Origin of the sequence: Pseudoalteromonas simplex (assembly GCF_015278155.1) — a bacterium.
Lineage (GTDB): Bacteria > Pseudomonadota > Gammaproteobacteria > Enterobacterales > Alteromonadaceae > Pseudoalteromonas > Pseudoalteromonas simplex.
On sequence record NZ_JADILN010000004.1, the window covers coordinates 61,595 to 85,221 of the forward strand.

Consider the following 23,627-nt stretch of genomic DNA (forward strand, 5'->3'; position numbering starts at 1 on the left):
AAGGAACGATAATGCGTAAACTGACCTTCATCGCTGCGGCGGTAAGTGTTGCATTGCTTGGCGGCTGCCAACAAATGCAAGAGCAACCGAAGCCTGCACCAAGTGTACAAAGCCAACCTGTACAAAGTGAAATCGATAAAGCTAACGCCTTCTTCGAAGATACTTTTAACCGTGATGTAATGAAAAGCCCTATCTATCAAACATACATGGGCATCAAAAAAGATTACGACAAATGGGATGATGGCAGCGAAGAGCGCGTTTTAGAAGACTTTGAACAAACTAAAGCTGACCTAGTTGCGCTTAACGCAATTAACCGCGACCTATTAGATGACGCAACAAAAGTAAGCTATGACCTTAAAAAGCAAGACTTAGAAAACGAAATTGCTGATTTCAAATGGCGCCATTACAACTACCCTGTGAACCAAATGTTTGGTGTTCACTCGATGATCCCTGCGTTTTTAATCAACCAACATCAAATTGCCGATGTATCTGATGCTAAAGCGTATATCTCACGTTTAAATGGTGTTACAACGGTTATTGATCAACTAATCAAAGACCTTGAAGTACGTGCAGATAAAGGCATTATCGCGCCTAAATTTGTTTTCCCACACGTGATTGATTCAAGCAATAATATCTTACGCGGCGCACCATTCCATGATGGTGAAGACTCAACGTTACTTGCTGACTTTAAACGTAAAGTTAACGCATTAGAGATTGCTGACAGCGAAAAATCTGCACTTATCAGCGACGCTGAAAAAGCCCTAAAAGCAGCAGTAAAACCTTCTTACACTAAGCTAATTAACTTCTTAGCTCAGTTAGAAAAGCGCGCTGATGACCGTGATGGTGCTTGGAAATTCCCTGACGGCGAAGCGTTCTACAACAACGCTTTAGCACGTACCACAACAACTGATTTAACAGCGAAAGAAATCCACACTATCGGTTTAGCTGAAGTCGCGCGCATTCACGACGAAATGCGTGCAATCAAAGATAAAGTAGGCTTTAAAGGTGACCTTAAAGCATTCATGCAATTCATGAAAACTGATAAGCAGTTCTACTACCCTAACACCGCTGAAGGTAAACAACGCTACCTTGATGAAGCAACAGCGCTTATCGATAACATGAAATCTCGTCTAGACGAGCTATTCATTGTTAAGCCAAAAGCTGACCTTAAAGTTAAAGCAGTTGAAGCATTCCGTGAAAAAGCAGCAGGTAAAGCGTTCTACCAACAACCTGCGCCAGATGGCTCACGCCCAGGTATTTATTACGCAAACCTTTACGACATGGAAGCAATGCCAACATACCAAATGGAAGCACTTGCATACCACGAAGGTATTCCAGGTCACCACATGCAAATTGCTATCGCGCAAGAGCTTGAAGGTGTACCTAAGTTCCGTAAGTTTGGCGGCTACACAGCGTATGTTGAAGGTTGGGGTTTATACTCTGAGCTAGTACCAAAAGAAATGGGCTTATACGAAGACCCTTATTCAGACTTTGGTCGTCTTGCGATGGAATTATGGCGCGCATGTCGCCTAGTAGTAGATACAGGTATCCACGCAATGAAGTGGACACGTCAAGAAGGTATCGACTACTACGTAAATAACACACCAAATGCGACGTCTGATGGCGTTAAAATGGTTGAGCGTCACATTGTAATGCCTTCACAAGCAACGGCATACAAAGTAGGTATGTTGAAAATTTTAGAGCTTCGTGAAGCGGCTAAAGAAAAACTAGGCGATAAATTCGATATTCGTGAATTCCACGATGTAGTACTTAAAAATGGTGCAGTACCATTAAATGTACTAGAGAAGTTTGTTGACCAATGGGTTGCTAAGAAACAAGCAGCTTAACCAATAAAGACTTGAAAAAGGCCGCTCAGCGGCCTTTTTTATTTATTTAAACAAGTAGTTGAGCTATAAATGTATAAATAATAAAAAACGAGTATCTCCATGCAAAGCGCGATTGAGCAATTGAACAGCCGACTTCAACATCATCAGTTAAAAGAACTCATTGCCGATTACCAAAGTTTATCGGGAGTTTTGCAAGCGGCACAATTACAGCATATCTATCAATTAGCGTGCAGTAGTGAAGTTAAATATTTGTTTTTACAAAATGTGGCAGCGCATTTACTCGAAGCAAGCCCGCTGCCAAGTGAAGCTGTAGCCTTAATTGATGATATCGATAAACTTAGCTTTTTCACGCCTGGTCTTAAGTTTCAAAATGCTTTTTGTATTACCGACAACCAAGGCAATACCCTACTACATCACTTATTTACGCAGTGTCAGGCTAATAACCTACCCTTTAATTACTTGCGTTCGTTAATGTTATTTGAAAGCAACGAAAGCTTGGGTGTTGCGTTAAAAACATTAAATAAGCAGCAGCTCACTCCTATAGGTTGCTTTATAGCGCTAAACAGCACGACTCAGATGCTAGCCAAACATGAATTCTCTGCATTATTAGCCATGATGGAAGTCGACCAAAGTCACAGCCCGAGCGCAGTCAGCGCCTTGGTAAATACCCTTAAGCAATTTTATGGTGCCAATCAAGCAACGAGTAGCGACAGTAAAGTGCTGCTTTGCGCGGCCTATTTGCAAGTGCCAACGGCACAGTTATTAAACGCGCTCAATCAATAACTCCATGAATAAGGATGTTGTTAAAGCGTTTTTATCGCTCAGTAGTTTTACCGCCCTTAACCATGGTAGCCGTATTGTGCTTACCTTGTGCCTTGCAAGGTTATTAAGTACTGATGAGTTTGGTACTTTCGCGGCGTTACTCGCACTGTGTGAAATTTTGTTATTACCTGCGAGTATGGGCTTTGCATCATCTTTAATGCGTATTAGCTACCCGCTCTACAAAGCTCAGCAACATGACTTACTACGCGGCTTAAAACATGTTTATTTAGCGGCATCGTGTTTATTCGGGGTGATTTTTGTCGCTGCTGTGGTGATTAGCTTTCAGGCTATTTCACCGCACCAAAGCGCTCAAGAGCATGTGGCCTATTTACTATTACTGGTGCCGATTGGCGCCATTATGCAGAGCCAATCGGCTTTTTTAGTGGCTTTGAATAAACCAAAAATTGGCTTGATAACGCAGCAGTGTATTTTTGAATTGCTAACAGCGGGGTTTTGCTTTTTCGTGTACTTGATACGTGGCGACTTATCGTTAGTCGAGATTTGTATCTTGTTGTTTTGTAGCATCTTGTGCGTAGTCATTTATCAATATTGGTTAATCAAAAAAATGATCGTTGCAAGCACTGCCCGCTACCAAACCAAGCAATGGTGTAAAGACTCATTGATCATGCTCGCCAGTGGTGCAGGCACCGTGTTGGTAGCAAAACTCGATGTTTTACTGGTGCATCACTGGTTTGGTGCACAAGGCGTGAGTACCTTCTTTCCTGCGGTAGTGATTGCTGGCTTACTGACTATTTTAGGCAATGCCGCCAACCAATATTTAAAACCCATTTTAATGGCCGATGAGACGACCGAGCAGCAACTTAGCGAGTTAATGAAAGTGGTATGGCGTTTTAACTTTGCCGCTATTTTGCTACTTGCCCTGCTCGCAAAACCGCTTCTCACTCTCTATGGCGAAAGCCAATTACAAGAAGGATTTTGGATTTTAATGCTGCTGTTACTCGGGCAATTATTATTACCAGCAAGAATTTTAGCCAGTAGCATGATCAAGTTAAAAGGCAACCCGCTTATCAACTTGTATGTCTTACTTGGTGCAACCAGTGTCACGGTTTTAATGGCAGTACTATTAAAAGATCAGTTTGGCTTATTGGGGGTGGCTGTGGCGTTTAGTGGCGGCTTTATGCTTGGAGCGATTTGCCGCATGGTGATTGTGTGCACACGCATGCGGCTAGCTTTATCTGTGGTACTGGGTTTAGTCAGATAGATAATATTCAACACTGGTAACAACACGCACTTTTTTCAGCTGAGGTGTGTTTGAATCTCTATCAGAAATTGAAAACTGCCCCTGACGCGCTGTTTTAATTTTACCTAATTTAGACTGTGAATCTTTGGCAAATTTCATTGCTACTTCGCGGGCTTTTTCGGTTGCTTCTTGAATCATATTTGGCTTAATTTCATTTAAGCCATTAAATAAATATTGAATCCGCGTTTCGTAATTATCTTGTACTATCGCAATGCCTTGTTTGGCTAATTGGCTTACTGCGCCTAAGGCATTTTGCACTTTTTCAATATCATTTGAATAAACAATGACATTATTACGAGCAATATAACGAAGCTGCTGATTCTCGCCACCATATTCGCGAGCTTGTTTATCAATAATCGATTGGCTACCAAGGCTGATTTCTTCATCACTAAAACCATGTAGTTTTAAAAAAGCCACAACCGCATCACTTTTCTCTTCAACTCGACCCACTAGTTTTTCAAGGTTGTTATCGGCATCAGAAAACTGTAAAGGCCAGATAACGGTGTCGGCTGGCACTTCCATTTCTGCTAGCCCTTTAACATGAACTGTGCGCTCCATGCCCTTTACATCAAGGGCTGCACTTTTCAAAATAAAACCTAATCCGAGCAAACCGACCGCCAATGCACACGCTGCAATAACGATATTAAATGGTTGCGCTTTATTCATGCTTTTCTCCTTGATGTAGGTCACTGTTTTTGACTCGAAAAGTAGTTATAAACAGGTTATCTTATGAGTATAACTTTTAATACTTTGGAAGCGTGTCGGTTCTAGTTTGAGTGTATTAAACTTAACAGACCCTGAAGTTTTAACAAACATCGCAAGCGAAGGAAACAGCATGAGCGTTAAACGTATTAGCCAATTTTTTAATCCTAAATCGGTCGCGGTGATTGGCGCCTCAAATTCCCCTAACCGAGCGGGCTTTGTGGTGATGCGTAATTTACTACAGGGGGGCTTTAAAGGCCCAATCATGCCTGTTAGTTTAAATCACAGCGCTGTACACGGGGTATTAGCCTACCCAAGCATTGCTGCACTACCCAAAGTGCCTGATCTTGCGGTTATTTGTACTAATAAAAACACCTTAATTAACATCATTAATGAGCTTGGAGAGCTTGGTTGTAAGCATGCGGTGGTAATTGCAGCGGGTTTAAACGTCGAACAAAAGCACGCATTAAAAGAAGCAGCTGCTGAGGCAAATGTTTCTTTACTTGGGCCTAATTGTTTGGGCTTACTTATTCCTCATATTGGTTTAAATGCCAGCTTTTCACATACGGTTGCAAGCCCAGGAAAGCTTGCTTTTGTATCGCAATCTGCGGCTGTTTGCTCAACCATTCTAGATTGGGCGAAAAACAAAGAAATTGGCTTTTCATATTTTGTATCTGTGGGTGATTGCCTAGATATCGACTTTGATGAGTTACTCGACTTTTTAGGCCGAGATGCAAAAACTAAAGCTATTTTGTTATATATCGATAATATTGAAGATATTCGCAGCTTTATTTCCGCAGCGCGAGCCGCTGCGTTTAGCAAACCTGTAATCGCCATTAAAACCGGTAAAACCAGTGCTGGTGCCCTCGCTGCAGAAATACACACTGGTGGCAAACAAAGCTCAGATGCAGTCTATGATGCGCTATTTCAGCGAGCAGGTATGCTTAGGGTAAACGACTTACGAGAGCTTTTCGCTGCGACACAAACGCTGGCAATGCACCCAAAACTTCTTAAAGTCGAGCAGCTAACCATTTTAACCAATGGCGGCGGCCCAGGTGTCATGGCTGTGGATACGCTCTTGCAAAGCTCAGGAAAGCTGGCGGAGCTCAGCGATGAGACTAGAGCTGCGCTTAATAAAGTCATTCCGCAATCAGAAATGACCTCAAATCCGGTGGATATTTTTGGTGACTCAGCGCCAAGACGCTATCAACAAGCCTTAGAAATCTTGCTACAAGCCAAAGAAGTCAAAAACTTGCTGATCATCCATACTCCTTCAGCACTTGCACCGAGTGAAGATTATGCAGAGATCATTGTTGAAACCTTGGAAAAAATCCCAAAAATGGCTCGCCCTTATGTTATGACTAACTTTATGGGTGAAGATGCCGCCTATGCTGCACGTAAAGTCTGTACCAATAACGCTATTCCAACCTACCGTACACCTGAAGGTGCGGTGGGTGCCTTTATGCACTTAGTAAGTTATCGTCGTAACCAAAAGCATTTAACACAAACACCAGAATCAAACACCGATGATGCAAAAATAAATAAAGACGCTGCACGCTCTGTGGTGAGCGAGTTTTTAGCCGAAGAGCAAAGCTATTTATCAACCCATGAAGCTAGTCAAATTCTCACTCATTATGGTATTGATTGTATTCAAACTGAGGTTGCTTACACGCCAACAGAAGCCAAAGAACAAGCTATTGAGTTGGGTTTTCCGGTAGCGTTAAAACTAATTAGCCCAAGTATTCCTTCTAAATCAGAAGTCGGTGGTGTTGTCCTTAATTTAAATGATGCGCAAGAAGTTGAGCAAACAGCCTTTGCCATGCTGCTACGAATCAAAAACACCTACCCTGATGCCCATATTGAAGGTTTTTCACTGCAAAAAATGGCGCCGCGAGCGGGTGCTAATGAGCTACGTATCGCCATCAAAACAGAGCCTAACTTTGGTCCCGTGATTTTACTAGGTGAAGCTGGCACCGGACTTGAGTTCGCACAAGCTGCAGTGGCATTACCGCCACTTAATATGAACTTGGCAAAATACCTAATTGCTGCGGCGCACGATAAAGGCGTACTTAAAGACCGCGTGCTACCAGAAAAAGTCGATAAATACCGTTTATGCGCCCTACTCACCCGTATTTCGCAGCTGGTTATCGATCAACCTGATATCACCAGTGTTGAACTTAATCCAATTTTAGCCAGTAACGGGCAGTTTTTGGTCCTTGATGCGACCATTGGTCTTAGCCGTTATAAAGCAAAAGCGAACCGTAAACGCTTGTGTATTCGTCCCTACCCAATTGAATTAGTTAAAGAAGTAACCCTTAAAAATAATACCCAAGCACAGTTAAGACCTATCAAACCGGAAGATGAGCAAGCACACTTAGAGTTTGATCAATCATTAAGCAAAGAAGACAGATATAAGCGCTTCTTCGGTGAATTACCGCAATTTAATCATGATCAGCTCGCGAAAATGACGCAAATTGATTATGACCGAGAAATGGCGTTTATTGTCAGCCAAGAGCAAAATGGTTCAGCCTGTACATTAGGGGTATCTCGAGTATTGATGGATCCAGACAAGCTCGATGCTGAGTTTGCAATTGTGGTGCGCTCTGATTGCCAAGGTTTAGGGCTTGGTACAATATTAATGAATGCGGCGATTGAGCATTGTAAAAACCAAGGCGTTAAACAAATTTCAGGGATCACTTTACCTGAAAATACTGGCATGATTGAGCTGGCAAGAAAACTCGGGTTTAAGATCACCCGCGACTTTGAAGAAGGCAGCATTAATATGGTGCTAAAACTTAACTAAAACTGGATCATTATTTTGCATCGTTTAAGAAATTACACTGCACGAGTTTTTGAAGGTAATGGTAAATATCGACGTGTAGGACGCGCACTTGACGTGTTTTTGATGTCGCTGATCATGATCAATGTAGTGGCAATTGTTTTGGAGTCGGTTGGCCCTTTAGCAAAGCAGTATCATTATGAATTTTTAATGATTGAGCTGATTTCTGTTGCTATTTTCAGCCTAGAATATGTGCTCAGGCTTTGGTCATGTGTAGATAAAAGCGTGCACAAAGAAAGCACGCTGACAAACTCAAAGATTCGTATTAGGTATTTCTTCTCGGCCATGGCGCTGATTGATCTCATTGCGATTTTACCCACCATTCTAATGATGTTTGTGAGTGTTGATTTACGTTTCTTACGAGTACTTAGGTTAATGCGTATTTTTAAGCTCACTCGTTATTCAAGAGCGATGCAGCTATTACTAAACTCGTTCAAAGAAGAAAGCAGTTCACTGCTTGCTGCATTTTTTATAATGGCCGTGGTCTTGATCATCGCCTCATGCGGTATTTATTTAATTGAACATGATGTGCAGCCCGATAAATTTGGCTCTATACCTGCTGCAATGTGGTGGGCCATGGTGACACTTACAACCGTTGGTTATGGCGATGTGGTGCCTGTGACTCCTCTAGGCCGCTTATTTGGTGGTGCTATCACACTAGTGAGTATGGGCATGGTGGCAATTCCAACTGGTTTGCTAGCTTCAAGCTTTTCTGAACAGTTACGTAAACGCAGACAAGTGTTTACCGATGCAGTACATGAAGCCATTGAAGACGGCCACTTATCGCCAGTTGAAGAAGAACATTTAGAGAACTTACGCTATAAACTAGGCTTAAGTCAGCAAGAGGCGAACAAAGCGATTCATAACGAACTTAAAAACCGCAATCGCAATTTATATTGCCGCCACTGCGGTAAACGCCAAGATTAACTAAAGGGTAAAGCTTTGGCTTTACCCTAAAAACTCATCATCCCACAGGGTGTCTAAAAGCGCTTTTACTTCATCACCTGCTACAGGTTTACTAAATAGATAACCTTGAAAGTACTCACAGCCTAAAGAGCGTAAGAACTGCAATTGAGTGCGGTTTTCAACGCCTTCGGCAACACATTCTTTACCCAAGCTTTTTGCCAGCGTAAGCGTTGAGTTGATAATCGCTTCATCACCTTTATCAATACCAATATCATTAACAAAGCTTTTATCAATTTTTAGCACATCAACCGGAAAGCGTTTTAAGTAGGTCAGTGACGCATAGCCAGTTCCAAAGTCATCCATATAAATCCGACAACCAAGGGCCTTGAGTTTATCCATGCTCTGCTGTGCTTTATCTGAATCATGCATCATGACTGATTCAGTAATTTCAAAAACCACCGCACTGGCAGGCACTTTACTAGCTTCAAGCGCCTTATGAATATTTTCAACTAAGTTTACACTTTCAAAATCAAGAGCAGATAAATTAATCGAAATATATAAATCAGGATGCGTCGTGCGCCATTGACGAAGCTCAATCAAAGCTCGTGATAAAGTCTGCATCATTATTTTGGTAATTAACCCTGAGCTTTCTGCCGCGTTCGCAAAATCTTCAGGCTTATATTCATCTTTATTTGGCCAACGTAAAAGTACTTCTAGCCCCGCGACTTGGCGTGACTCAGCACTGACTATTGGCTGATAAAAATTACAAAACTCATGCTCTTGGTAAGCTTTACTTAACTGCGATTCTAAATGCAAAGTACGTTGCACTTGTAAGTTCATTTCTTGCTTATAAAACTGATAACCACCTTCGACCAGTTGTTTGGCGTGATACAGAGCCACATTAGATGCTTTTAATAATGCTTTGGTGGTTTGCGCATCATCAGGATAAACAGCAACTCCCACACTGAAGTTTACTTTTACTGCTTGTTGGCTGAGCTCGATATGCGATTCAACACTATCCATCACTCGTCCACACAATGATAAAAGCTCATCTACTTGTTTAAAGTCTTCAGCTAAAATAACAAACTCATCACCATCAAAACGTGCAAGACTATCTTGCGGTCTGAGAACTTGCTTTAGACGTTTAGCAACACGTTTCAGTAACTCGTCTGACTCTTCCCGACCGAGTGAATCATTAAAATATTTAAAGCGTTTAATATTAATATTTAGCAAAGCGACTTTATTTTGATGATAAGCAGCTTGCTCAATTGCATGATTAACTCGGTCATTAAATAGCGTTTTATTTGGCAAACCTGTTAAGGCGTCATAGTTAGCCAATAAGTGTAATTCACTCTCTGCCAATTTTTGCGCGCTAATATCAGTCACGATTATGACGTAACTATCTAGCTGACGATTACTTCCTGCAACAGCACTAATTTTAATTAATACTTGGCGCTTTTCACCAGTTGCTACCTCTACAACGTCTTCAGCTGAGAAATGCTCGCCAGACTGCAGCTTTTGCATCACTCTTAAATAATGTATGCGGGCAGCAATAGACAAACCGAGTGTTAGCGAGCGACTAGAACGAGGTTCAGCCGGAAAACCAAATGCATCTTGAAATGATTTGTTAGTAGCTCGAATTCGCAGATTTTTATCTAAGATAAACACCCAATCGCGAGTTTGCTCAAACGCTGCACCAAACAAGCGCGCGTTTTCTTCAAATACGAGCTCTCGTGTCATATTGGTATAGGTACCGGCTACTTTTTCTGGCGCATTATCTTGCCACTCAACTACTTTGCCAAAATCTTTATACCAGCGCCAATTGCCATCAGCATGGCGTAATCGGTAGGTGCAATTAAAATAACCTTTTTGTGTTGATAAAAACTCTAACCACTCTAAGCGGAAAGTTTGCTTATCGTGAGGGTGAATTCTTGCTAAGTAATCATCTAAATTAACACTGTCTGTTTCATAGCCTAGCTCATTCTTAAGGCGCGGTTGATATATAATTGGACTTTGTGAAGACCAATCCCACACACCTGAATGACTCCCTTCAAGCGCTAACTTTAAGCGTGCTTCACTTTCTTTACTTTCTTTATGAGCGGCAAGCAAAATTTGTTGCATACGATTTCGTCTAAAAACCCAAGCAGCGACAAAAAGTGCAACTAATAAAACATACAAAACAATGAATTGCGGAGCACGCCAAAGTGGGTACTTTACTTCAATATTTAATATAGCGGGTGGCGTTAACTCCCCTGTTAATGGATCTTTTGCCCATACTTTGAGTTGATACTTACCCGCACTAAGTTTTGGGAATAACACCCGGTTGTTATTACGGGTATAGGTTTTTTGACCATCACCGAGTTGATACTCATAAATGATACGTTCTTGATAATTAAATGCCATTGCCGAAAAGGCAACTTCTAGACCTATGTCATCATGCTCAAGAACGACACTATCAATAGGCTGCTTTAGCTCGGCAGGTAGATCACGAGACATTAAATCAAGATTAGTAATATTAACGTGATCAATTAAAGCTTGCTGATAGTGGTTATCCATAGGAGAAAAGTAAGTAAACCCTTTGAGCGTACCATAGACAATTTGCCCTGACTCAAGCTTTGTGAAAGCACCACTATTAAACTCTGTAGAGAATAGCCCCTCTGAGCCTGTAAATTGTTGAAAGTGAAGATTATTAGGATTAAGCCGCCAAAGTCCTTTATGGCTGCTCATCCAAATCATACCCGCTTCATCAAGTACCATGTCGTATAACAAGGTTCCTAATTTATTTTTTTCAAGGTCAATGGTATAGATATGCTCATAGGTGCTAGCATCTAGGCCGATTAAGCCAAAGTTAGAAAGCGATAACCACAGTACATTGTTATTATCTATGATGTATGACATCACATTAACGGCTACATTTTCGTGTTGCTCGGGAACAGTATAAATCGTTGTCAACTCGAAAGACTGCGGATCAACCTGATATAAAATACCTGCATTATAAAATAAAGGCGCATCGGGCTTAGAAGATAAGGCGGGTAAGAACCCATAAGCTAAAAATGGCTCAAATTCATCAAATTTCCCACCAAGTCGGGTCACTTTTTGGCTATCAATATTGTATACAAACATGCCGTAATCAGGGTGGACATAGTAAAGATCACCCGAGGGCATTAATAATATGCCATGCACCCAGTCGTTTATTAAAACCTGATTTTCAGGATTTGCAGCCTTAACAGGTGACGCTTGTTTTGTGTCTGGATCAAAACTCAAAATTCCCCTGTTAGTGTGTAACCACAACTTATCTTTATAGGGCATTATTTGGTAAACGCTGAACTCTGTCGTTATTAAGTCAACTTGGTAGTCTTTTAAGAACACTTCACTTTCGTTAGTCTGTAAGTCAACCGCTGTTAAACCGTTGTGTGTGGCCAGCCAAAGCCTATTTTTAAACTCCGCAATACTCCAAATCGAGTGATGTGATAAACCATCACCTCTCAGTGAGTTAGCAGTCACATTAATAAAGTTGTAATTATCATAAGATAAATAAAAGGCCCCATCATTTTTTGTCGCCAGCCACATGCCACCCGATTTATCTTTTACAACATCAATAATACTGTTATCAGCTAACGTATAGCCGCCTTCCCGTAAACGCTTATTTTTATTAAGCTCTGCTGTTACTAGGTCATATTCAAACAACCCTTTATCCGTACCTAAAGTAATCGCATCTTTTTCTTGAATAATGGTCCAAATATTCAAATCTTTTATTAAGGTTTTATTAGAGAAAGGCTTATTAGGAGTCTCAAACATCGCTTCTAAATTACTGATATCAACTTGATACAAACCTCTGACAGCACCGACTAGTAGAGTTGTTTGATCGATTACTGCAAATGATTTCACATAATTTTGATAAATATGACTTGGTTTTTGCTGTAAGTGCTCAAGCTTACGAACCTCACCGCTAGCAATTTGATATACATAAGCGCCATTACTTGTGCCCATAAAAATGAATCCGTTATAAGCATACAGCTCTCTTATAACACTGCTTTTTACACGCTCAGGGATTTCAAAAATTGAAGTGACTTGTTTTGTTTCTAAATCCAACTTGGCAAAGTCCCAACCCCGACCAAGCCATAGTGTTTTGTCATCAACAGCCACCATACTAAACACCGACTCAATAAAAATTTGCTCTTCTGTGGTGGGTTTAGCAATAAACTGCTGATAAGTATCGGAAGTGGGATCATAGCGGAATAAACCCGCTTGTAGCGAAGCTATCCAAATATAGCCTTGAGGATCTTGGTAAATACGGTCAATGATGGCATCTTCAAGCTCACCATTAGGTCCTTTGATATGAACAACCTGATAGCCGTCGTAGCGATTAAGCCCCCCCTCAGTCGATAGCCAAAGATAGCCACTGTTATCAATGAGCATGGTGTTTACATAACTTTGCGATAAGCCTTCGCTGGTTGATAACCGTTTAACCTGTGAATAAGCGCAGTGGCTAAACAAGACAAAGCTCAAAAATAAAAAAATGGTTATACTGGAAAAGAACTTAGTCATTGACGTTCCAAATTGCTAACTTGGCACTGTGTCACGCGTAAAGTGCATCGCAACAATTTTTCGGTGTGCATAAAGTTCAAATAGTGATTGCAAGGAGTTAGGTAATGTTAATATATAGTTAAACCCATTTTGTAGATAAAAATCAATCAGATTTTGGTACACGAAGGTAAAAACAACCTTCTTTTGCCGAGCGGTTACGGCCGCAAGTAGCTGCGAAGCAACCCTTTGACCACGCCATAATTCATCTACATAAAGAGTAGACAAAAATAATAGCCCTGATTGGTCTTGTACTCTACACGCCGCGATTATCTCAGAATCTTTATAGGCAACCCATACTTGGTCAGCCTTGGTTGCTCGGCCACGTGCATTGTGTTTATCATAAAATTTATTTACTAACGGCGTTTTAATTGGCTCAAGTAAACAAAATCTAAACGCTGCCATGACTAGCTCATTAACGAAAGGTAATGCTCAAATTGTTGCTTAAGAAAAGCCTGCTCAGACATAGGACGATTATTTATTGCAGTATAAACACCTTCACGCGTATTTTTACCGCGCTTTATTTGATAAGCCCAAAATGATGCTTCGTAGTCCAATTGAATTTGATATTTTTGCTCTCTTGGCAATTTACATAAATTGAAACTCATACTTTCTCAGCTTTAATAATTTGATTTATCTAGTATAACAAAATTCAAATCGTTTAATCCGATAAATTAGCCCAAAAAAGCCTCTGACGAAACTTGATTTTAGCAACACTTGCCAGTAAATTAACGAGCAATTTATGTACGCAAGGAACGCATGTTGTCAAAATATCTGAGCCACAGATTCGCCTTTTTTTTATTATTCTTTTGCTTTTCAAGTTTAGCCAATACCCACACTCTCTTTTTTAATCGCCCTGCTGATACTCCACAAGCTCGCTTTGTTATTGATTTACTTAAAATGGCCTATAAAGAAATTGGCTACGAAATGAGTATCATTGATTTTAGCCATCAAAATGCGCTAGAGGCCGCAAATCAAGGTGTATTAGATGGTCAGCTTGGTCGCATTGCTGATGTCAAAGAAGGCTATCCAAACTTAATAAAAGTGAACTACCCTTTATTTGATTTTAATTTAATCCTGCTAAAAAACTGCAAAACATGCTATTACCCAAAACTAAAATCGCTCGCAATCCAATCAAGTTACCCTGCAGCACAGAGTTACATTGAACGACACCCTTTTAAAGGTGATGTAATAAAAGTTAGAAATGTCACGGCTCAATTGAATCTACTTACGCAAAATCGTGTTGAAGGCGCAATTTTACTCGATTTTATGTTATCAACTAAACACCCTGACTTTGATCAAGATGCATTTCACAAACAAGTGCTGATGCCAATGCAAAGCTATCACTTTGTTCATAAACGTCATGAGAAACTAATACCCAAACTAACTAGAGTACTAGAGAAATTTGATGAAAATGGCACTGTGCAATTTTTAAAATCAAAGTACAATCTCACCGAATTTTAGAAATCAAACCCTCCTTGCTCAGGCGTTGATTGTTGATTTTCAGCTTGTTGCTTTTTCTGAAGGTAACGTTTGTAACGCTGTTGGCATAGACTGATCACTTTACGTTTTTCTGCATTGGTAAACTTATTCCAATAAAATCGCTCATCACGACTACGATAGCAGCCTTTACAATAACCCCGGTTATTAACTTGGCATATCCCTTTGCAAGGGCTTGGAATTTCAAATATTTCAATCTGTTGCATCACAAATGCCGGTTAATAAGTAATAGTAAAAGTATAGCCTGAAAATTAACCATAAAAAAAGCCACTTTAAAAAGTGGCTTCTTAAACTATTTGTTTCGCTTACTTAGACTCGCTTGTTGCAAGTTCTGCTTTACGATGAAAAGGCTTAGCGTACATAGCTAATACCAAAGGCTTTAACTCCTCTGGCACTTTTGCGATACGCTCATTAAATGCAGCGGCATCTTTTTCATTAATCACAGCTTGCGTACAACCACCTGCAATATAATTGCCTGGGTGTAAGAAAAACGAATCAACAATTTGCTGATCGATAGTTTTTGCCAGCTCTTCAGGCGATTCACAGCCCGACTCAATTGGCTCGCCAAACGCTAAATGTACATGCCCTTTAGCGGTGCTAAAACCTTCAACAATACTTGCTATGTCTTCACCCTGCTGTTTCACATACTGGCCATGTTGCTGTTTATGATAAAGCTCTTTCGCTTTAGCAATCGCACATGGCTCGTATTGATAAGAGATAGACACAGGTACAATTTTTAATTCGCGTACGTATTCAGCAAACTCTTTCTTCTGCTTGCGGCCTTGTAACTGCAACATTTTAAGCAGGGCAGGATCTGTTTGGTCAAAACCGTCTTTTGCTCGGCCTTCTTTTTGCGCTATCCAAATTGAGTGGCCTTCAGCAAGTGAGTCATAAATATAAGCAGACAGCTGCGACAGCGCTTTTAGCATCTCTTTCGGTGCTTTCGCTGAGCGCTTCACAATAAAGCTCTTGTTTAAACGCATTAACTCAGTGATATAAGGAATTTGCAGTAAGTTATCACCAATGGCGATACGAACTGTCGGCATGTTGTGCTTAAACAAGCCCCAATTAACGAGCGCAGGATCAAGCACTATATCGCGGTGATTAGAGATAAATAAGTAAGCTTGTTTTGGGTCTAGTTTATCAATGCCCGAAAACGTTACCTCTGAAGTAGTGCGGGTGATTAGTTTGTTCAAATAATCAGCCACTTCGTGCTGAACTTGCTCAACCGATGCGGTGTTACCCCACTTTTTACGCAGCTGGCTGCGCACTAATGGGCGAGTAATAAATGGGAAGTTCGATAAAAAGCGCGGTAAGTTATACTTAGCGATTACATCTACAAAGGCATTATCAGCAATCAAACGCGCTACTGAGTCAGCTACTTCATCATCATTGTAAGGTCTTATGTCGGCGTATTTATCCACACTTTCACTCATTAAAAACTACTTAAGTTAAAAAACGGCACGCAAAGCGTACCGTTAAAAATAATTGGCGGATTATAACTCAGGCAATTTTAAATGCGAACCGAGACGCGATAGTTAACCAAATTAAATGCCAATCAATGTATAAAATATTTATCTATAACAAATAATTAAGCAATGCTCTTACCAGTTTGCGAGGATTTTTTTAATACCATTTTTAACAGCAATCTGAGTATTAAAATTGCCAACACAATACCTGCAGCAAGGCTTAACCAATGAGGTAGAACCTCGTGCTCTTCACCCATCATCGGCGCTACCACAAAACCATATTGCGCCACTAAATAATCGGTTAAAAAGCCAAAAGCCAGTGCCGTGCCAATCACACCTATTAGGTAGGCAAATACCGCTCGCTTGCCAAGCTCTTTACCAACGACACCAAGCGTTGCGATATTGGTTGCCGGCCCAGCTAACATAAACACCAGCACCGCCCCCGGAGATACACCACTGAGTAATAAACCTGCCGCTATAGGTGTCGATGCAGTTGCACAAATATACATAGGAATACTGATTAAAATAACCACCAGCATAGCAAGGATGCCATTCCCCCACTGGCTTAAAAAAGATTCTGGTACATAAGTTTGTACAAGCGCTGCAAAGAATAAACCGATCATTAGCCAAATCATGGTGTCTTCAAGCAGCTTATTGCAACTAAAGCTCACCGCGCGTTTCAGTTTGCTAAAACGACTTTCAACGGCTTTGGTTGGCTGCTCACTGCTACAACAGCTTTTCTGTATAGGCGCTGCTTTTTCTGTTGAGCAACTTTGTTGCTGCTCTTGTATTGGTTGCGATTCCTTGCTACTACAACAACTTTGTGCGGGCTTTGCTGGCGTCTCTTTACTGCAACAGCTCGTTGTGGTCACAGGCTTTGGCTGTTTACTACTACAACAAGAGTCTGCTTTAGTACTTTCTTTATCTGATTCTGTACTTTGTACTTGTTGGATTTCACTGTCTTTCCCCACTAAGACGCCGGCCACAATGGCGCTGCACACGGCGGCAATAGGACGAATTATCGCCATAAATGGGCCTAGCAACACATAAGATACCGAAACCGAATCGACCCCAGTTTCAGGGGTTGAAACTAAAAATGCGGTGGTGGCACTTTTCGATGCCCCCGCTCTTCTTAAACCAATGGCTGCTGGGATCACACCACATGAGCACAAGGGCATTGGAGCACCTATAAAGGCTGCTTTAACTGTGGTCCACAACCCTTCTTTGCCTAAATGCCGGTTAAGAAAGTTAGCAGGCAAATATACATTGAGAAGACCTGCTATGAATAAGCCCAGCATTAACCAAGGTGCTGAGAGTAAAAACAGATGCCAAAAATTATTGAGTAAGTCCATCGATATCCTCCAGCGTCGTTAGTATTGAGCAGTTTTCAGCAGGCTCTTCACCGCCACAACATTTATCTGCTAACAATGAAAGTGAGTCATAAAAGCGAGTAAGCTCTGCAATTCGTTGTGCAACGAGGTCACGTTTTTGTAACGTCATTTCTTTAACTTCATGACAAGAATGCTGATCTTTATGAAACTTAATTTGCAATAACTCTTTGATCTCAGCCAGACTAAAGCCAACATTCTTTGCTCTGAGAATAAACGCCATTTGTTTATGGTCATTCTCAGAATAAAAACGATATCCCACGTCTGAACGCGAACTAGGCGTTAACAAACCATGCTTTTCGTAGTACCGTAGCGTATCTGTTGAGACACCCAACTGACGGGCAAACTCACCTATTTTCATCACCGTCTCCATTGTGAAGCGTTTATTTATTATGCTCACTATAAACCTTGGAGTACACCCCAAGGTCAAGCAATAAATTAAAAAAGGAAAGCACATGAATATTACTGTCCTTGATACAGCGACATTAGCCAACACGTCGTTAGATGCCTTAGCGCAATTAGGTAAATTAACCTGTTACGATTTAACCGCTAAAGAACAGGTTGTTGAGCGCTGCCAAGATGCCGATGTTGTTGTTAGTAATAAAGTGGTGATTGATCAGCACGCCATGAGCAAATTACCTAATTTAAAATTAATATGTGTTGCAGCGACAGGGACTAACAACATTGATTTAGGTGCAGCAAAAGAGCATGGCATCGCAGTGACCAATGTCGCAGGTTATTCAACGCCGAGTGTAGTGCAGCATACCTTTACCCTCATCACTAATTTACTGGGTAATACTCACAGATACATTAATGATTGCCAGCAAGGCTTATGGCAACAAAGTCCAATGTTTTGCCGTTTAGATTACAGCTTTAAAGAAATTGCAGGCAAAACATTGGCAATTATTGGTTACGGTTCACTAGGTAAAGCCGTTGCCGATGTAGCGCGTGCTTTCGGTGCTAATGTCATCATCAGTGAACGAAAAGGCCATGCACCTCGTGAAGGTCGTGTTAGTTTTAATGATGCTCTAACCACAGCGGATATTATTAGTGTTCACTGCCCACTTACTGATGAAACACGCAACCAAATCGCCGCGACAGAATTAAGCATGATGAAACCGTCAGCTATCATTATTAATACTGCTCGTGGTGGAATTATCAATGAAGTCGATTTAGCTGACGCATTAGCTAATAATGTTATTGCCGGAGCCGGTGTTGATGTACTCAGTAAAGAACCTGCAGAGCAATCAAATCCGCTGGCACAGTATAAAGGCGCAAACTTATTACTTACTCCGCATATTGCTTGGGCCAGCCAAGAATCTATCGTGCGTTTAGTTAACGAAATTGCTTTGAATATCCAAGCATTTAATCAAGGCGAGATGCGTAACAGGTTGGTCTAAATCGCAATTTATTAGTCAAGAGAGCTAAGTAGTTAGTAATTTATTACTTGGCTCTTTACCTAAAAACAACCTAAGAAACTGATTTAATTTACTTTTATAAGTTTGGCAAGTAGTTTGCAAATAAGTGAACAACTATAAAACAATTTCTACGGGATAAAATAACATGAAAAAAGCACTTCTAATTGCCGCGCTAACTGCACCATTTTTAACTGGTTGTGTCATTGCTGTTTCTGACGGTGAAGCAGACACACATTGGGCGGGAAGCTCATCTAGCTGGCAAAAGCAGCATAAAAATAACCGTGAAGTGATCTCTAATCTTGCATTAGATACCAGCTATCAAACTGTATTAAACAAACTAAATACTCCTAGCTTTAGCGAGTTATTAAAGCAGGGTGATGATGTGTACCAAGTATTATTCTATGCAACCCATAGTATTCATTCTGATGGCAAGATAACTAAAGACGAATGTACACCACTGGTTTTTAAAAATGATAAGTTAATCGGTGTGGGTGATACGATTTATAAATCACTTAGCAATGGCTAGCTTGCATATTTAAATTCTGTAAGTAGGCAGCTATTGCCTACTTATGTTCACTCATAGCTATCATTCTCGATACTATCTGATCACGCCCAGCATCTTTTGCCTGATAAAGACCTAAATCAGCTTCTTCAAGTAATGTTTGCTCTGCATACACCTGGCCATTTTCCGTGGTCGCAATACCAATACTAATTGTGACATGGTCGGCATTTAGTGACGCTTTATGCGGAATGTTTAACTCATTAACGGCATTACGTAATTTGTTTGCAAACGACATAGCTTCTTTTGCAGAGGTATTTGGAAGTACTGCTGCAAACTCTTCACCGCCATAACGAGCAACAAAGTCACTACCTCGCTCACATGCTCCAACTAAGGCATGAGCAATTTGTTTTAAACAATCATCGCCTGCTCGGTGACCATAACAATCGTTGTAACGTTTAAAGTGATCAACATCCATTAATAATACTGATAATGGTGTTTGATCACGACGACAACGACGCCACTCTCGCGCTAAGTTTTCATCTAAATAACGTCGGTTTGGGATCTCTGTTAGGCCATCAATTGAGGCGAGCATTTCAAGCAAGTCATTTTTTTGTTTGATCATTAATTGATTGCGCACACGTGCACGAACGATCGCTGCACTAAAAGGTTTGGTGATGTAATCCATCGCCCCTAATTCTAACCCTTTAGCTTCATCATCATGGCTAGTATTTGCCGAGATAAAGATTACCGGTAGCATGCTTGTCGTTGCGTTTTCTTTTAATTTGTTGAGTACTTCATAGCCGTCGATTCCTGGCATTACAATATCCAAGATCAACAGATCCACACTTTGTGTTTTTAGAAACGTCAGTGCTTTTTCGCCACTCTCAACACAAAAAACATCATAGTCTTGCTGTAATGTTTTTTCTAATACCAAGCGGTTTAACGGATCGTCATCAACAATCAGTACCTTGGCTCTTTTCAACATCAGTAGATCCTTGTTCGATGATAAAGGCAATAACCTGTTTTATTTGGCATTGCAACTCATCAATTAATTGTTCGGAAAGTTCACCTTTAGCTTTTAGTGTAGCCTCGCAATGCTGAGCGCACGCTGACAATCGTTTAAACCCAAGGTTACCAGCCGATCCTTTCACATTATGCACCACGCGGATCAACTCGTCGGTAGTCTTTAATGTAGAAATTTGTATTAACTGCTCTGCTGCCATAGTCGCAAACTTCGACAACATAGTTAATACTAACTTATTATCATTTCCAAACTGAGATAAGATAAAAGCCTTATCAAAAAAAGCTTCTTTTGAGTTTTTAAGCTCACTCATTGCTAAAAACAATTTACTCGCAACAATAGGTTTAGTTAGGTGTTTATTCATTCCTGCCGCAATTGAATGCTCAATATCTGCAGCCTCACTATGAGCGGTAAGCGCGTATATCGGCATTTGCTCTTTGGTGTATAATTGACGAATAATTCGCGTCGCTTGGCAACCATCCATCACAGGCATTTGAATATCCATAAAAATTACGTCAGGCTTGATCTCTTTAGCAATTTCTATACCTTTTTTACCATTTAGAGCACAAATGACAGTAATATCTATTTGCTCCAAAATACTCTTAATGATGCTCAAATTAAGCGGATTATCATCAACTGCAAGTACTAAAAGTCCAGATAAGTCAGTACTCGAAGGCAAACAAACTAATTCTCTTTTTGTAGGTCCTGATGCTTTATCTAGCTGTAAGCAAAAACTAAATTTGCTGCCTTTACCTTTTTCACTATCAAGTTTTATCTCTCCGCCCATTAAAGCGACTTCATATTTAACAATCGCTAAACCTAAACCGACCCCCTGATGAGAGCGTGTTAAAGACTCATCTCCTTGCGTAAAAGCATCAAATAACCGCCCTTGATCAGCCTTATTTATACCTATACCTGTATCTTTAACTGTAAAACAAATTAGTTGCTGCTCTAAAGACTCTTCAATCAGCTCTAAACACAGAGTTATTGTGCCTTGTTCAGTAAACTTGGCTGCATTTGTCAATAAATTGGCTAATACTTGCTGCAAACAAATTTGGTCGCCAATTAAGAATTCGTTGATGTTCTCGTCACGGTCAATGATAAAATCAATGCCTTTATTTGTGCATAAGGGAGTGATCACGCCTCGACTAAAATCAATTAGATCAGATAAACTCATAGGCGCTTTATTCATTTCCAGTTGAGCACTTTCGGCACGTGCAAAATCAAGCATTCGATTTAAAAGCGTCAGTAAACTATTAGCTGCTGTTTTTGCCTGCTCTGCATGAGTGCGCTGATGCTCAGTTAGCCCTTGCAATGCAATAACATCAATTAAGCCTAGTACTGCATTGAGTGGTGTGCGTATTTCATGACTGAGATTAGCAATAAAGCGGCTTTTAGCGAGCGTTGCCCGCTCAGCATCATCTTTTGCTTGCACTAAATCCGTCACATCCTGTACATGAACAACATAATAATCTGGTGTTTGCTCGGCATTCCAAACTAGGGACACACTAATTTGCAGCCAGCGCTGCTGTTCTTGCTGCTCAAGACTAAAGTGATAAACTTTTTTCTTCTCATGCAGCAGCTCTGTCAGAGTATTTTTCAACGTCTGATAAGACTGCTCAGCAAATAAGTTTGTCAACTCGAGGCCATTAACGTTTTCAATTGCAAAGATTTTTCGTGCTGCTTTATTTGCTTGCAGCACTTGATCTTCAAGTGATACCAGAAGCACCCCATTCGCTGCGTACTCCATAGCACTGCGCAATTTCGCTTCTGAGCTTTGTAGTGCATTCAGTGCATTATACTGCTCGGTAATATCACGACCAATCGCCATGGTACCAAGAAATTGCTGGTGCTCGTTGTAAAATGGCACAATGCTAAAAAGGTAAGTTTTCTCATAATTTGAAAGACGAGTTTGATACGTTTTTTTGTCTCTTAAAACCTGCTTCTCAAGTTCATTTAACTCGCCGTTATCATCGCTAATATCACATAATTGCTGGCCTACTAACTTCTCTTGTGGCAAACCAATATAGCCTTCATACGCTTTATTACAGCCTAAAAACGAGCCATCAATATTCTTAAAATAAATAAGATCCGGCACGTTATTGAGCATGGTATTTAATAACGCTAAGTGACGTTCTTTCGCATCAATACTACGACGCAATTGTTTTGACTTTACCTGTACCTGAGAGTCAAGCGCTTTATTCGCCTCTTGTAATGATTGGACGAGCTCTTCATTGCGGCTAAACACTCGTTTTACACGGCTGAACCAAGGCTGCCAATCGACAGGAATACGATAATGAACTAACGCTTGTTTACCTTCATCATGCTGCTCAAGGTAATTCATTAAGTGCGTCATTGGTTTTACAAAAATACGTTGACTCAGCCAAAAAACAGCGCTGAACATCATCACTAAAAACACACTCAAAAACGCGAATTCTAAAAAGATGTCGTAGCCAACAGGTTCACTCAGGGCCTGCTTTGATTCATAGAAACGAGTGTAAATAGGTAAATTTGTTGCTTCTTGCACTAAATGGCTGTGGTTATTCTTGCGCATATCGACAGCAACATTCGGCCAATATTCGCTGGCACTGATGGCAGTGTTAAGCGCTGTTTTTGAGCTGGCAATAACTTGGTTATCTTGATTGATAAAAATATACTCACCATAGTTAGGCGCTATTTTCTTTAACCAGCTAGAAATTGCTTTAAGATCATAAATCAACACGATGTAATCACTACTATTGGCTGCTCGTTGCTTACCAATTGCAAAATAAGCATGGCCATTAATTGTCAACACAGAGCTTGAGGAAAGCTTATTACTATTAACTAATTGAGGCCTAAATTTGTTATCTAACACACTGGTCAAGAATTCACTTTTTGACGTACTTCGGCGCTTAATATAAACAAAACCTTGCTCATTAACATAAGCAACCGCTTCTAAAGATTGAATAAGTGACAGGGTAGTATTAAAAGAGGGGCCAAGGGCGATAACTCGCCGCCACTGATTAATTGCATAAGCGGTTGAGGCAAACTTTCCTTGCCCGACTATCTCCCCCACTCCATCGCCAACACTTTGGTAGTAATAGTGATCATATTGATTCACATTGCGTGCCCAACTTGGATCAAAGTCATAAGAAAGTGGCTGCTCGTAAAGCTTGAACATGGTGTCTATAAGGCCATCTGCGGCACTCATCGCATGGCTAAGCTGAGCGGATATATTATTAAACCCGCTTTGCCTGCTTTCTATCGCCCGCTCAAGTTTTAAATTATATAGGTGTAAACACAAAAAAAACGCCACTAACAGCGGCACAATAAGTGCCACTGCTAAAGAGCGATAGTAATGCTTTAACGGTAAAAAATTCACTGGCTTA

Annotated in this window: 18 protein-coding genes; 8 read left to right on the forward strand and 10 right to left on the reverse strand. The window is 40.7% G+C overall.

Going from position 1 to position 23,627, the window contains the following annotated elements; all coding sequences use genetic code 11:
* Positions 1-11 precede the first annotated feature (11 nt).
* The 3 genes from IRQ78_RS09625 (at position 12) to IRQ78_RS09635 (ending at position 3,891) form a co-directional block, all read left to right on the forward strand.
* Positions 12-1,847: a DUF885 domain-containing protein gene (locus IRQ78_RS09625; RefSeq protein WP_138598887.1), complete on the forward strand. Its 1,836-nt coding sequence runs from the start codon at positions 12-14 to the stop codon at positions 1,845-1,847.
* 99 nt (positions 1,848-1,946) lie between these two features.
* On the forward strand, positions 1,947-2,630 hold the full coding sequence (locus tag IRQ78_RS09630; RefSeq protein WP_054552672.1) for a hypothetical protein: 684 nt from the start codon (positions 1,947-1,949) through the stop codon (positions 2,628-2,630).
* 4 nt (positions 2,631-2,634) lie between these two features.
* Entirely contained in the window at positions 2,635-3,891 is a 1,257-nt protein-coding gene (locus tag IRQ78_RS09635) for a lipopolysaccharide biosynthesis protein (RefSeq protein ID WP_194441917.1), read from the forward strand.
* On the opposite strand, the gene IRQ78_RS09640 is transcribed toward IRQ78_RS09635, so the two are convergent.
* Entirely contained in the window at positions 3,880-4,596 is a 717-nt protein-coding gene (locus IRQ78_RS09640; RefSeq protein WP_194441919.1) for an SIMPL domain-containing protein, read from the reverse strand. The genes IRQ78_RS09635 and IRQ78_RS09640 overlap by 12 nt on opposite strands.
* Before the next feature lie 169 nt (positions 4,597-4,765).
* Here IRQ78_RS09640 and IRQ78_RS09645 point away from each other — a divergent pair, with 169 nt between their 5' ends.
* Together IRQ78_RS09645 and IRQ78_RS09650 are read left to right on the forward strand one after the other, a co-directional pair.
* Entirely contained in the window at positions 4,766-7,435 is a 2,670-nt protein-coding gene (locus tag IRQ78_RS09645; protein ID WP_194441920.1) for a bifunctional acetate--CoA ligase family protein/GNAT family N-acetyltransferase, read from the forward strand.
* Between the two features lie 9 nt (positions 7,436-7,444).
* The gene (locus IRQ78_RS09650) at positions 7,445-8,398 is read left to right on the forward strand and encodes an ion transporter (RefSeq protein WP_323741562.1); all 954 of its coding nucleotides are present in this window, start codon (positions 7,445-7,447) and stop codon (positions 8,396-8,398) included.
* A gap of 21 nt (positions 8,399-8,419) precedes the next feature.
* On the opposite strand, the gene IRQ78_RS09655 is transcribed toward IRQ78_RS09650, so the two are convergent.
* Genes IRQ78_RS09655 through IRQ78_RS09665 form a run of 3 tightly spaced genes read right to left on the reverse strand, consistent with a single transcriptional unit; the run spans position 8,420 to position 13,569 of the window.
* On the reverse strand, positions 8,420-12,925 hold the full coding sequence (locus tag IRQ78_RS09655) for an EAL domain-containing protein (protein ID WP_194441922.1): 4,506 nt from the start codon (positions 12,923-12,925) through the stop codon (positions 8,420-8,422).
* Between the two features lie 15 nt (positions 12,926-12,940).
* Complete coding sequence (locus IRQ78_RS09660; RefSeq protein WP_054552678.1) at positions 12,941-13,366, reverse strand: GNAT family N-acetyltransferase; 426 nt, start codon at positions 13,364-13,366, stop codon at positions 12,941-12,943.
* A 2-nt stretch (positions 13,367-13,368) separates the two neighbouring features.
* Positions 13,369-13,569: a DUF3283 family protein gene (locus IRQ78_RS09665; protein ID WP_036966037.1), complete on the reverse strand. Its 201-nt coding sequence runs from the start codon at positions 13,567-13,569 to the stop codon at positions 13,369-13,371.
* A 151-nt stretch (positions 13,570-13,720) separates the two neighbouring features.
* On the opposite strand from IRQ78_RS09665, the gene IRQ78_RS09670 reads away from it, so the two are divergent.
* Entirely contained in the window at positions 13,721-14,425 is a 705-nt protein-coding gene (locus IRQ78_RS09670; RefSeq protein WP_138598881.1) for a type 2 periplasmic-binding domain-containing protein, read from the forward strand.
* Here IRQ78_RS09670 and IRQ78_RS09675 read toward each other — a convergent pair.
* The 4 genes from IRQ78_RS09675 to zntR all read right to left on the reverse strand — a co-directional run bounded on the left by IRQ78_RS09675 (position 14,422) and on the right by zntR (position 17,679).
* On the reverse strand, positions 14,422-14,667 hold the full coding sequence (locus IRQ78_RS09675) for a DUF1289 domain-containing protein (RefSeq protein WP_138616262.1): 246 nt from the start codon (positions 14,665-14,667) through the stop codon (positions 14,422-14,424). The genes IRQ78_RS09670 and IRQ78_RS09675 overlap by 4 nt on opposite strands.
* Positions 14,668-14,766: 99 nt before the next feature.
* Positions 14,767-15,897, reverse strand: a complete 1,131-nt coding sequence (locus IRQ78_RS09680) for a 1-acyl-sn-glycerol-3-phosphate acyltransferase (RefSeq protein ID WP_138598879.1) — start codon at positions 15,895-15,897, stop codon at positions 14,767-14,769.
* A 155-nt stretch (positions 15,898-16,052) separates the two neighbouring features.
* Entirely contained in the window at positions 16,053-17,282 is a 1,230-nt protein-coding gene (locus tag IRQ78_RS09685; protein ID WP_194441924.1) for an SO_0444 family Cu/Zn efflux transporter, read from the reverse strand.
* Positions 17,266-17,679: a Zn(2+)-responsive transcriptional regulator gene (gene zntR, locus IRQ78_RS09690; RefSeq protein ID WP_194442228.1), complete on the reverse strand. Its 414-nt coding sequence runs from the start codon at positions 17,677-17,679 to the stop codon at positions 17,266-17,268. Before zntR ends, IRQ78_RS09685 begins: the two co-directional genes overlap by 17 nt.
* A gap of 94 nt (positions 17,680-17,773) precedes the next feature.
* Here zntR and IRQ78_RS09695 point away from each other — a divergent pair, with 94 nt between their 5' ends.
* Positions 17,774-18,718 carry a D-2-hydroxyacid dehydrogenase gene (locus IRQ78_RS09695; RefSeq protein WP_194441926.1) on the forward strand — a complete coding sequence of 315 codons (945 nt, stop codon included), beginning with the start codon at positions 17,774-17,776 and terminating at the stop codon, positions 18,716-18,718.
* Positions 18,719-18,881: 163 nt separating this feature from the next.
* On the forward strand, positions 18,882-19,262 hold the full coding sequence (locus IRQ78_RS09700; protein ID WP_194441928.1) for a DUF3192 domain-containing protein: 381 nt from the start codon (positions 18,882-18,884) through the stop codon (positions 19,260-19,262).
* A 37-nt stretch (positions 19,263-19,299) separates the two neighbouring features.
* Here the strand turns inward: IRQ78_RS09700 and IRQ78_RS09705 are convergent, their stop codons facing one another.
* Both IRQ78_RS09705 and IRQ78_RS09710 read right to left on the reverse strand, forming a co-directional pair.
* The gene (locus tag IRQ78_RS09705) at positions 19,300-20,223 is read right to left on the reverse strand and encodes a GGDEF domain-containing response regulator (RefSeq protein WP_054552684.1); all 924 of its coding nucleotides are present in this window, start codon (positions 20,221-20,223) and stop codon (positions 19,300-19,302) included.
* Positions 20,192-23,620: an ATP-binding protein gene (locus tag IRQ78_RS09710; protein ID WP_194441930.1), complete on the reverse strand. Its 3,429-nt coding sequence runs from the start codon at positions 23,618-23,620 to the stop codon at positions 20,192-20,194. Before IRQ78_RS09710 ends, IRQ78_RS09705 begins: the two co-directional genes overlap by 32 nt.
* Between the last annotated feature and the right edge of the window lie 7 nt (positions 23,621-23,627).

Bases quoted from the DNA above. Each gene is read 5' to 3' on its own strand.
- IRQ78_RS09660 (WP_054552678.1), bottom strand. From the start codon at position 13,366: ATGGCAGCGTTTAGATTTTGTTTACTTGAGCCAATTAAAACGCCGTTA.
- IRQ78_RS09625 (WP_138598887.1), top strand. From the start codon at position 12: ATGCGTAAACTGACCTTCATCGCTGCGGCGGTAAGTGTTGCATTGCTT.
- IRQ78_RS09630 (WP_054552672.1), top strand. From the start codon at position 1,947: ATGCAAAGCGCGATTGAGCAATTGAACAGCCGACTTCAACATCATCAG.
- IRQ78_RS09635 (WP_194441917.1), top strand. From the start codon at position 2,635: ATGAATAAGGATGTTGTTAAAGCGTTTTTATCGCTCAGTAGTTTTACC.
- IRQ78_RS09675 (WP_138616262.1), bottom strand. From the start codon at position 14,667: ATGCAACAGATTGAAATATTTGAAATTCCAAGCCCTTGCAAAGGGATA.
- IRQ78_RS09665 (WP_036966037.1), bottom strand. From the start codon at position 13,569: ATGAGTTTCAATTTATGTAAATTGCCAAGAGAGCAAAAATATCAAATT.
- IRQ78_RS09705 (WP_054552684.1), bottom strand. From the start codon at position 20,223: ATGTTGAAAAGAGCCAAGGTACTGATTGTTGATGACGATCCGTTAAAC.
- IRQ78_RS09685 (WP_194441924.1), bottom strand. From the start codon at position 17,282: ATGGACTTACTCAATAATTTTTGGCATCTGTTTTTACTCTCAGCACCT.
- IRQ78_RS09700 (WP_194441928.1), top strand. From the start codon at position 18,882: ATGAAAAAAGCACTTCTAATTGCCGCGCTAACTGCACCATTTTTAACT.
- IRQ78_RS09645 (WP_194441920.1), top strand. From the start codon at position 4,766: ATGAGCGTTAAACGTATTAGCCAATTTTTTAATCCTAAATCGGTCGCG.
- IRQ78_RS09640 (WP_194441919.1), bottom strand. From the start codon at position 4,596: ATGAATAAAGCGCAACCATTTAATATCGTTATTGCAGCGTGTGCATTG.
- IRQ78_RS09670 (WP_138598881.1), top strand. From the start codon at position 13,721: ATGTTGTCAAAATATCTGAGCCACAGATTCGCCTTTTTTTTATTATTC.
- IRQ78_RS09695 (WP_194441926.1), top strand. From the start codon at position 17,774: ATGAATATTACTGTCCTTGATACAGCGACATTAGCCAACACGTCGTTA.
- IRQ78_RS09680 (WP_138598879.1), bottom strand. From the start codon at position 15,897: ATGAGTGAAAGTGTGGATAAATACGCCGACATAAGACCTTACAATGAT.
- IRQ78_RS09655 (WP_194441922.1), bottom strand. From the start codon at position 12,925: ATGACTAAGTTCTTTTCCAGTATAACCATTTTTTTATTTTTGAGCTTT.
- zntR (WP_194442228.1), bottom strand. From the start codon at position 17,679: ATGAAAATAGGTGAGTTTGCCCGTCAGTTGGGTGTCTCAACAGATACG.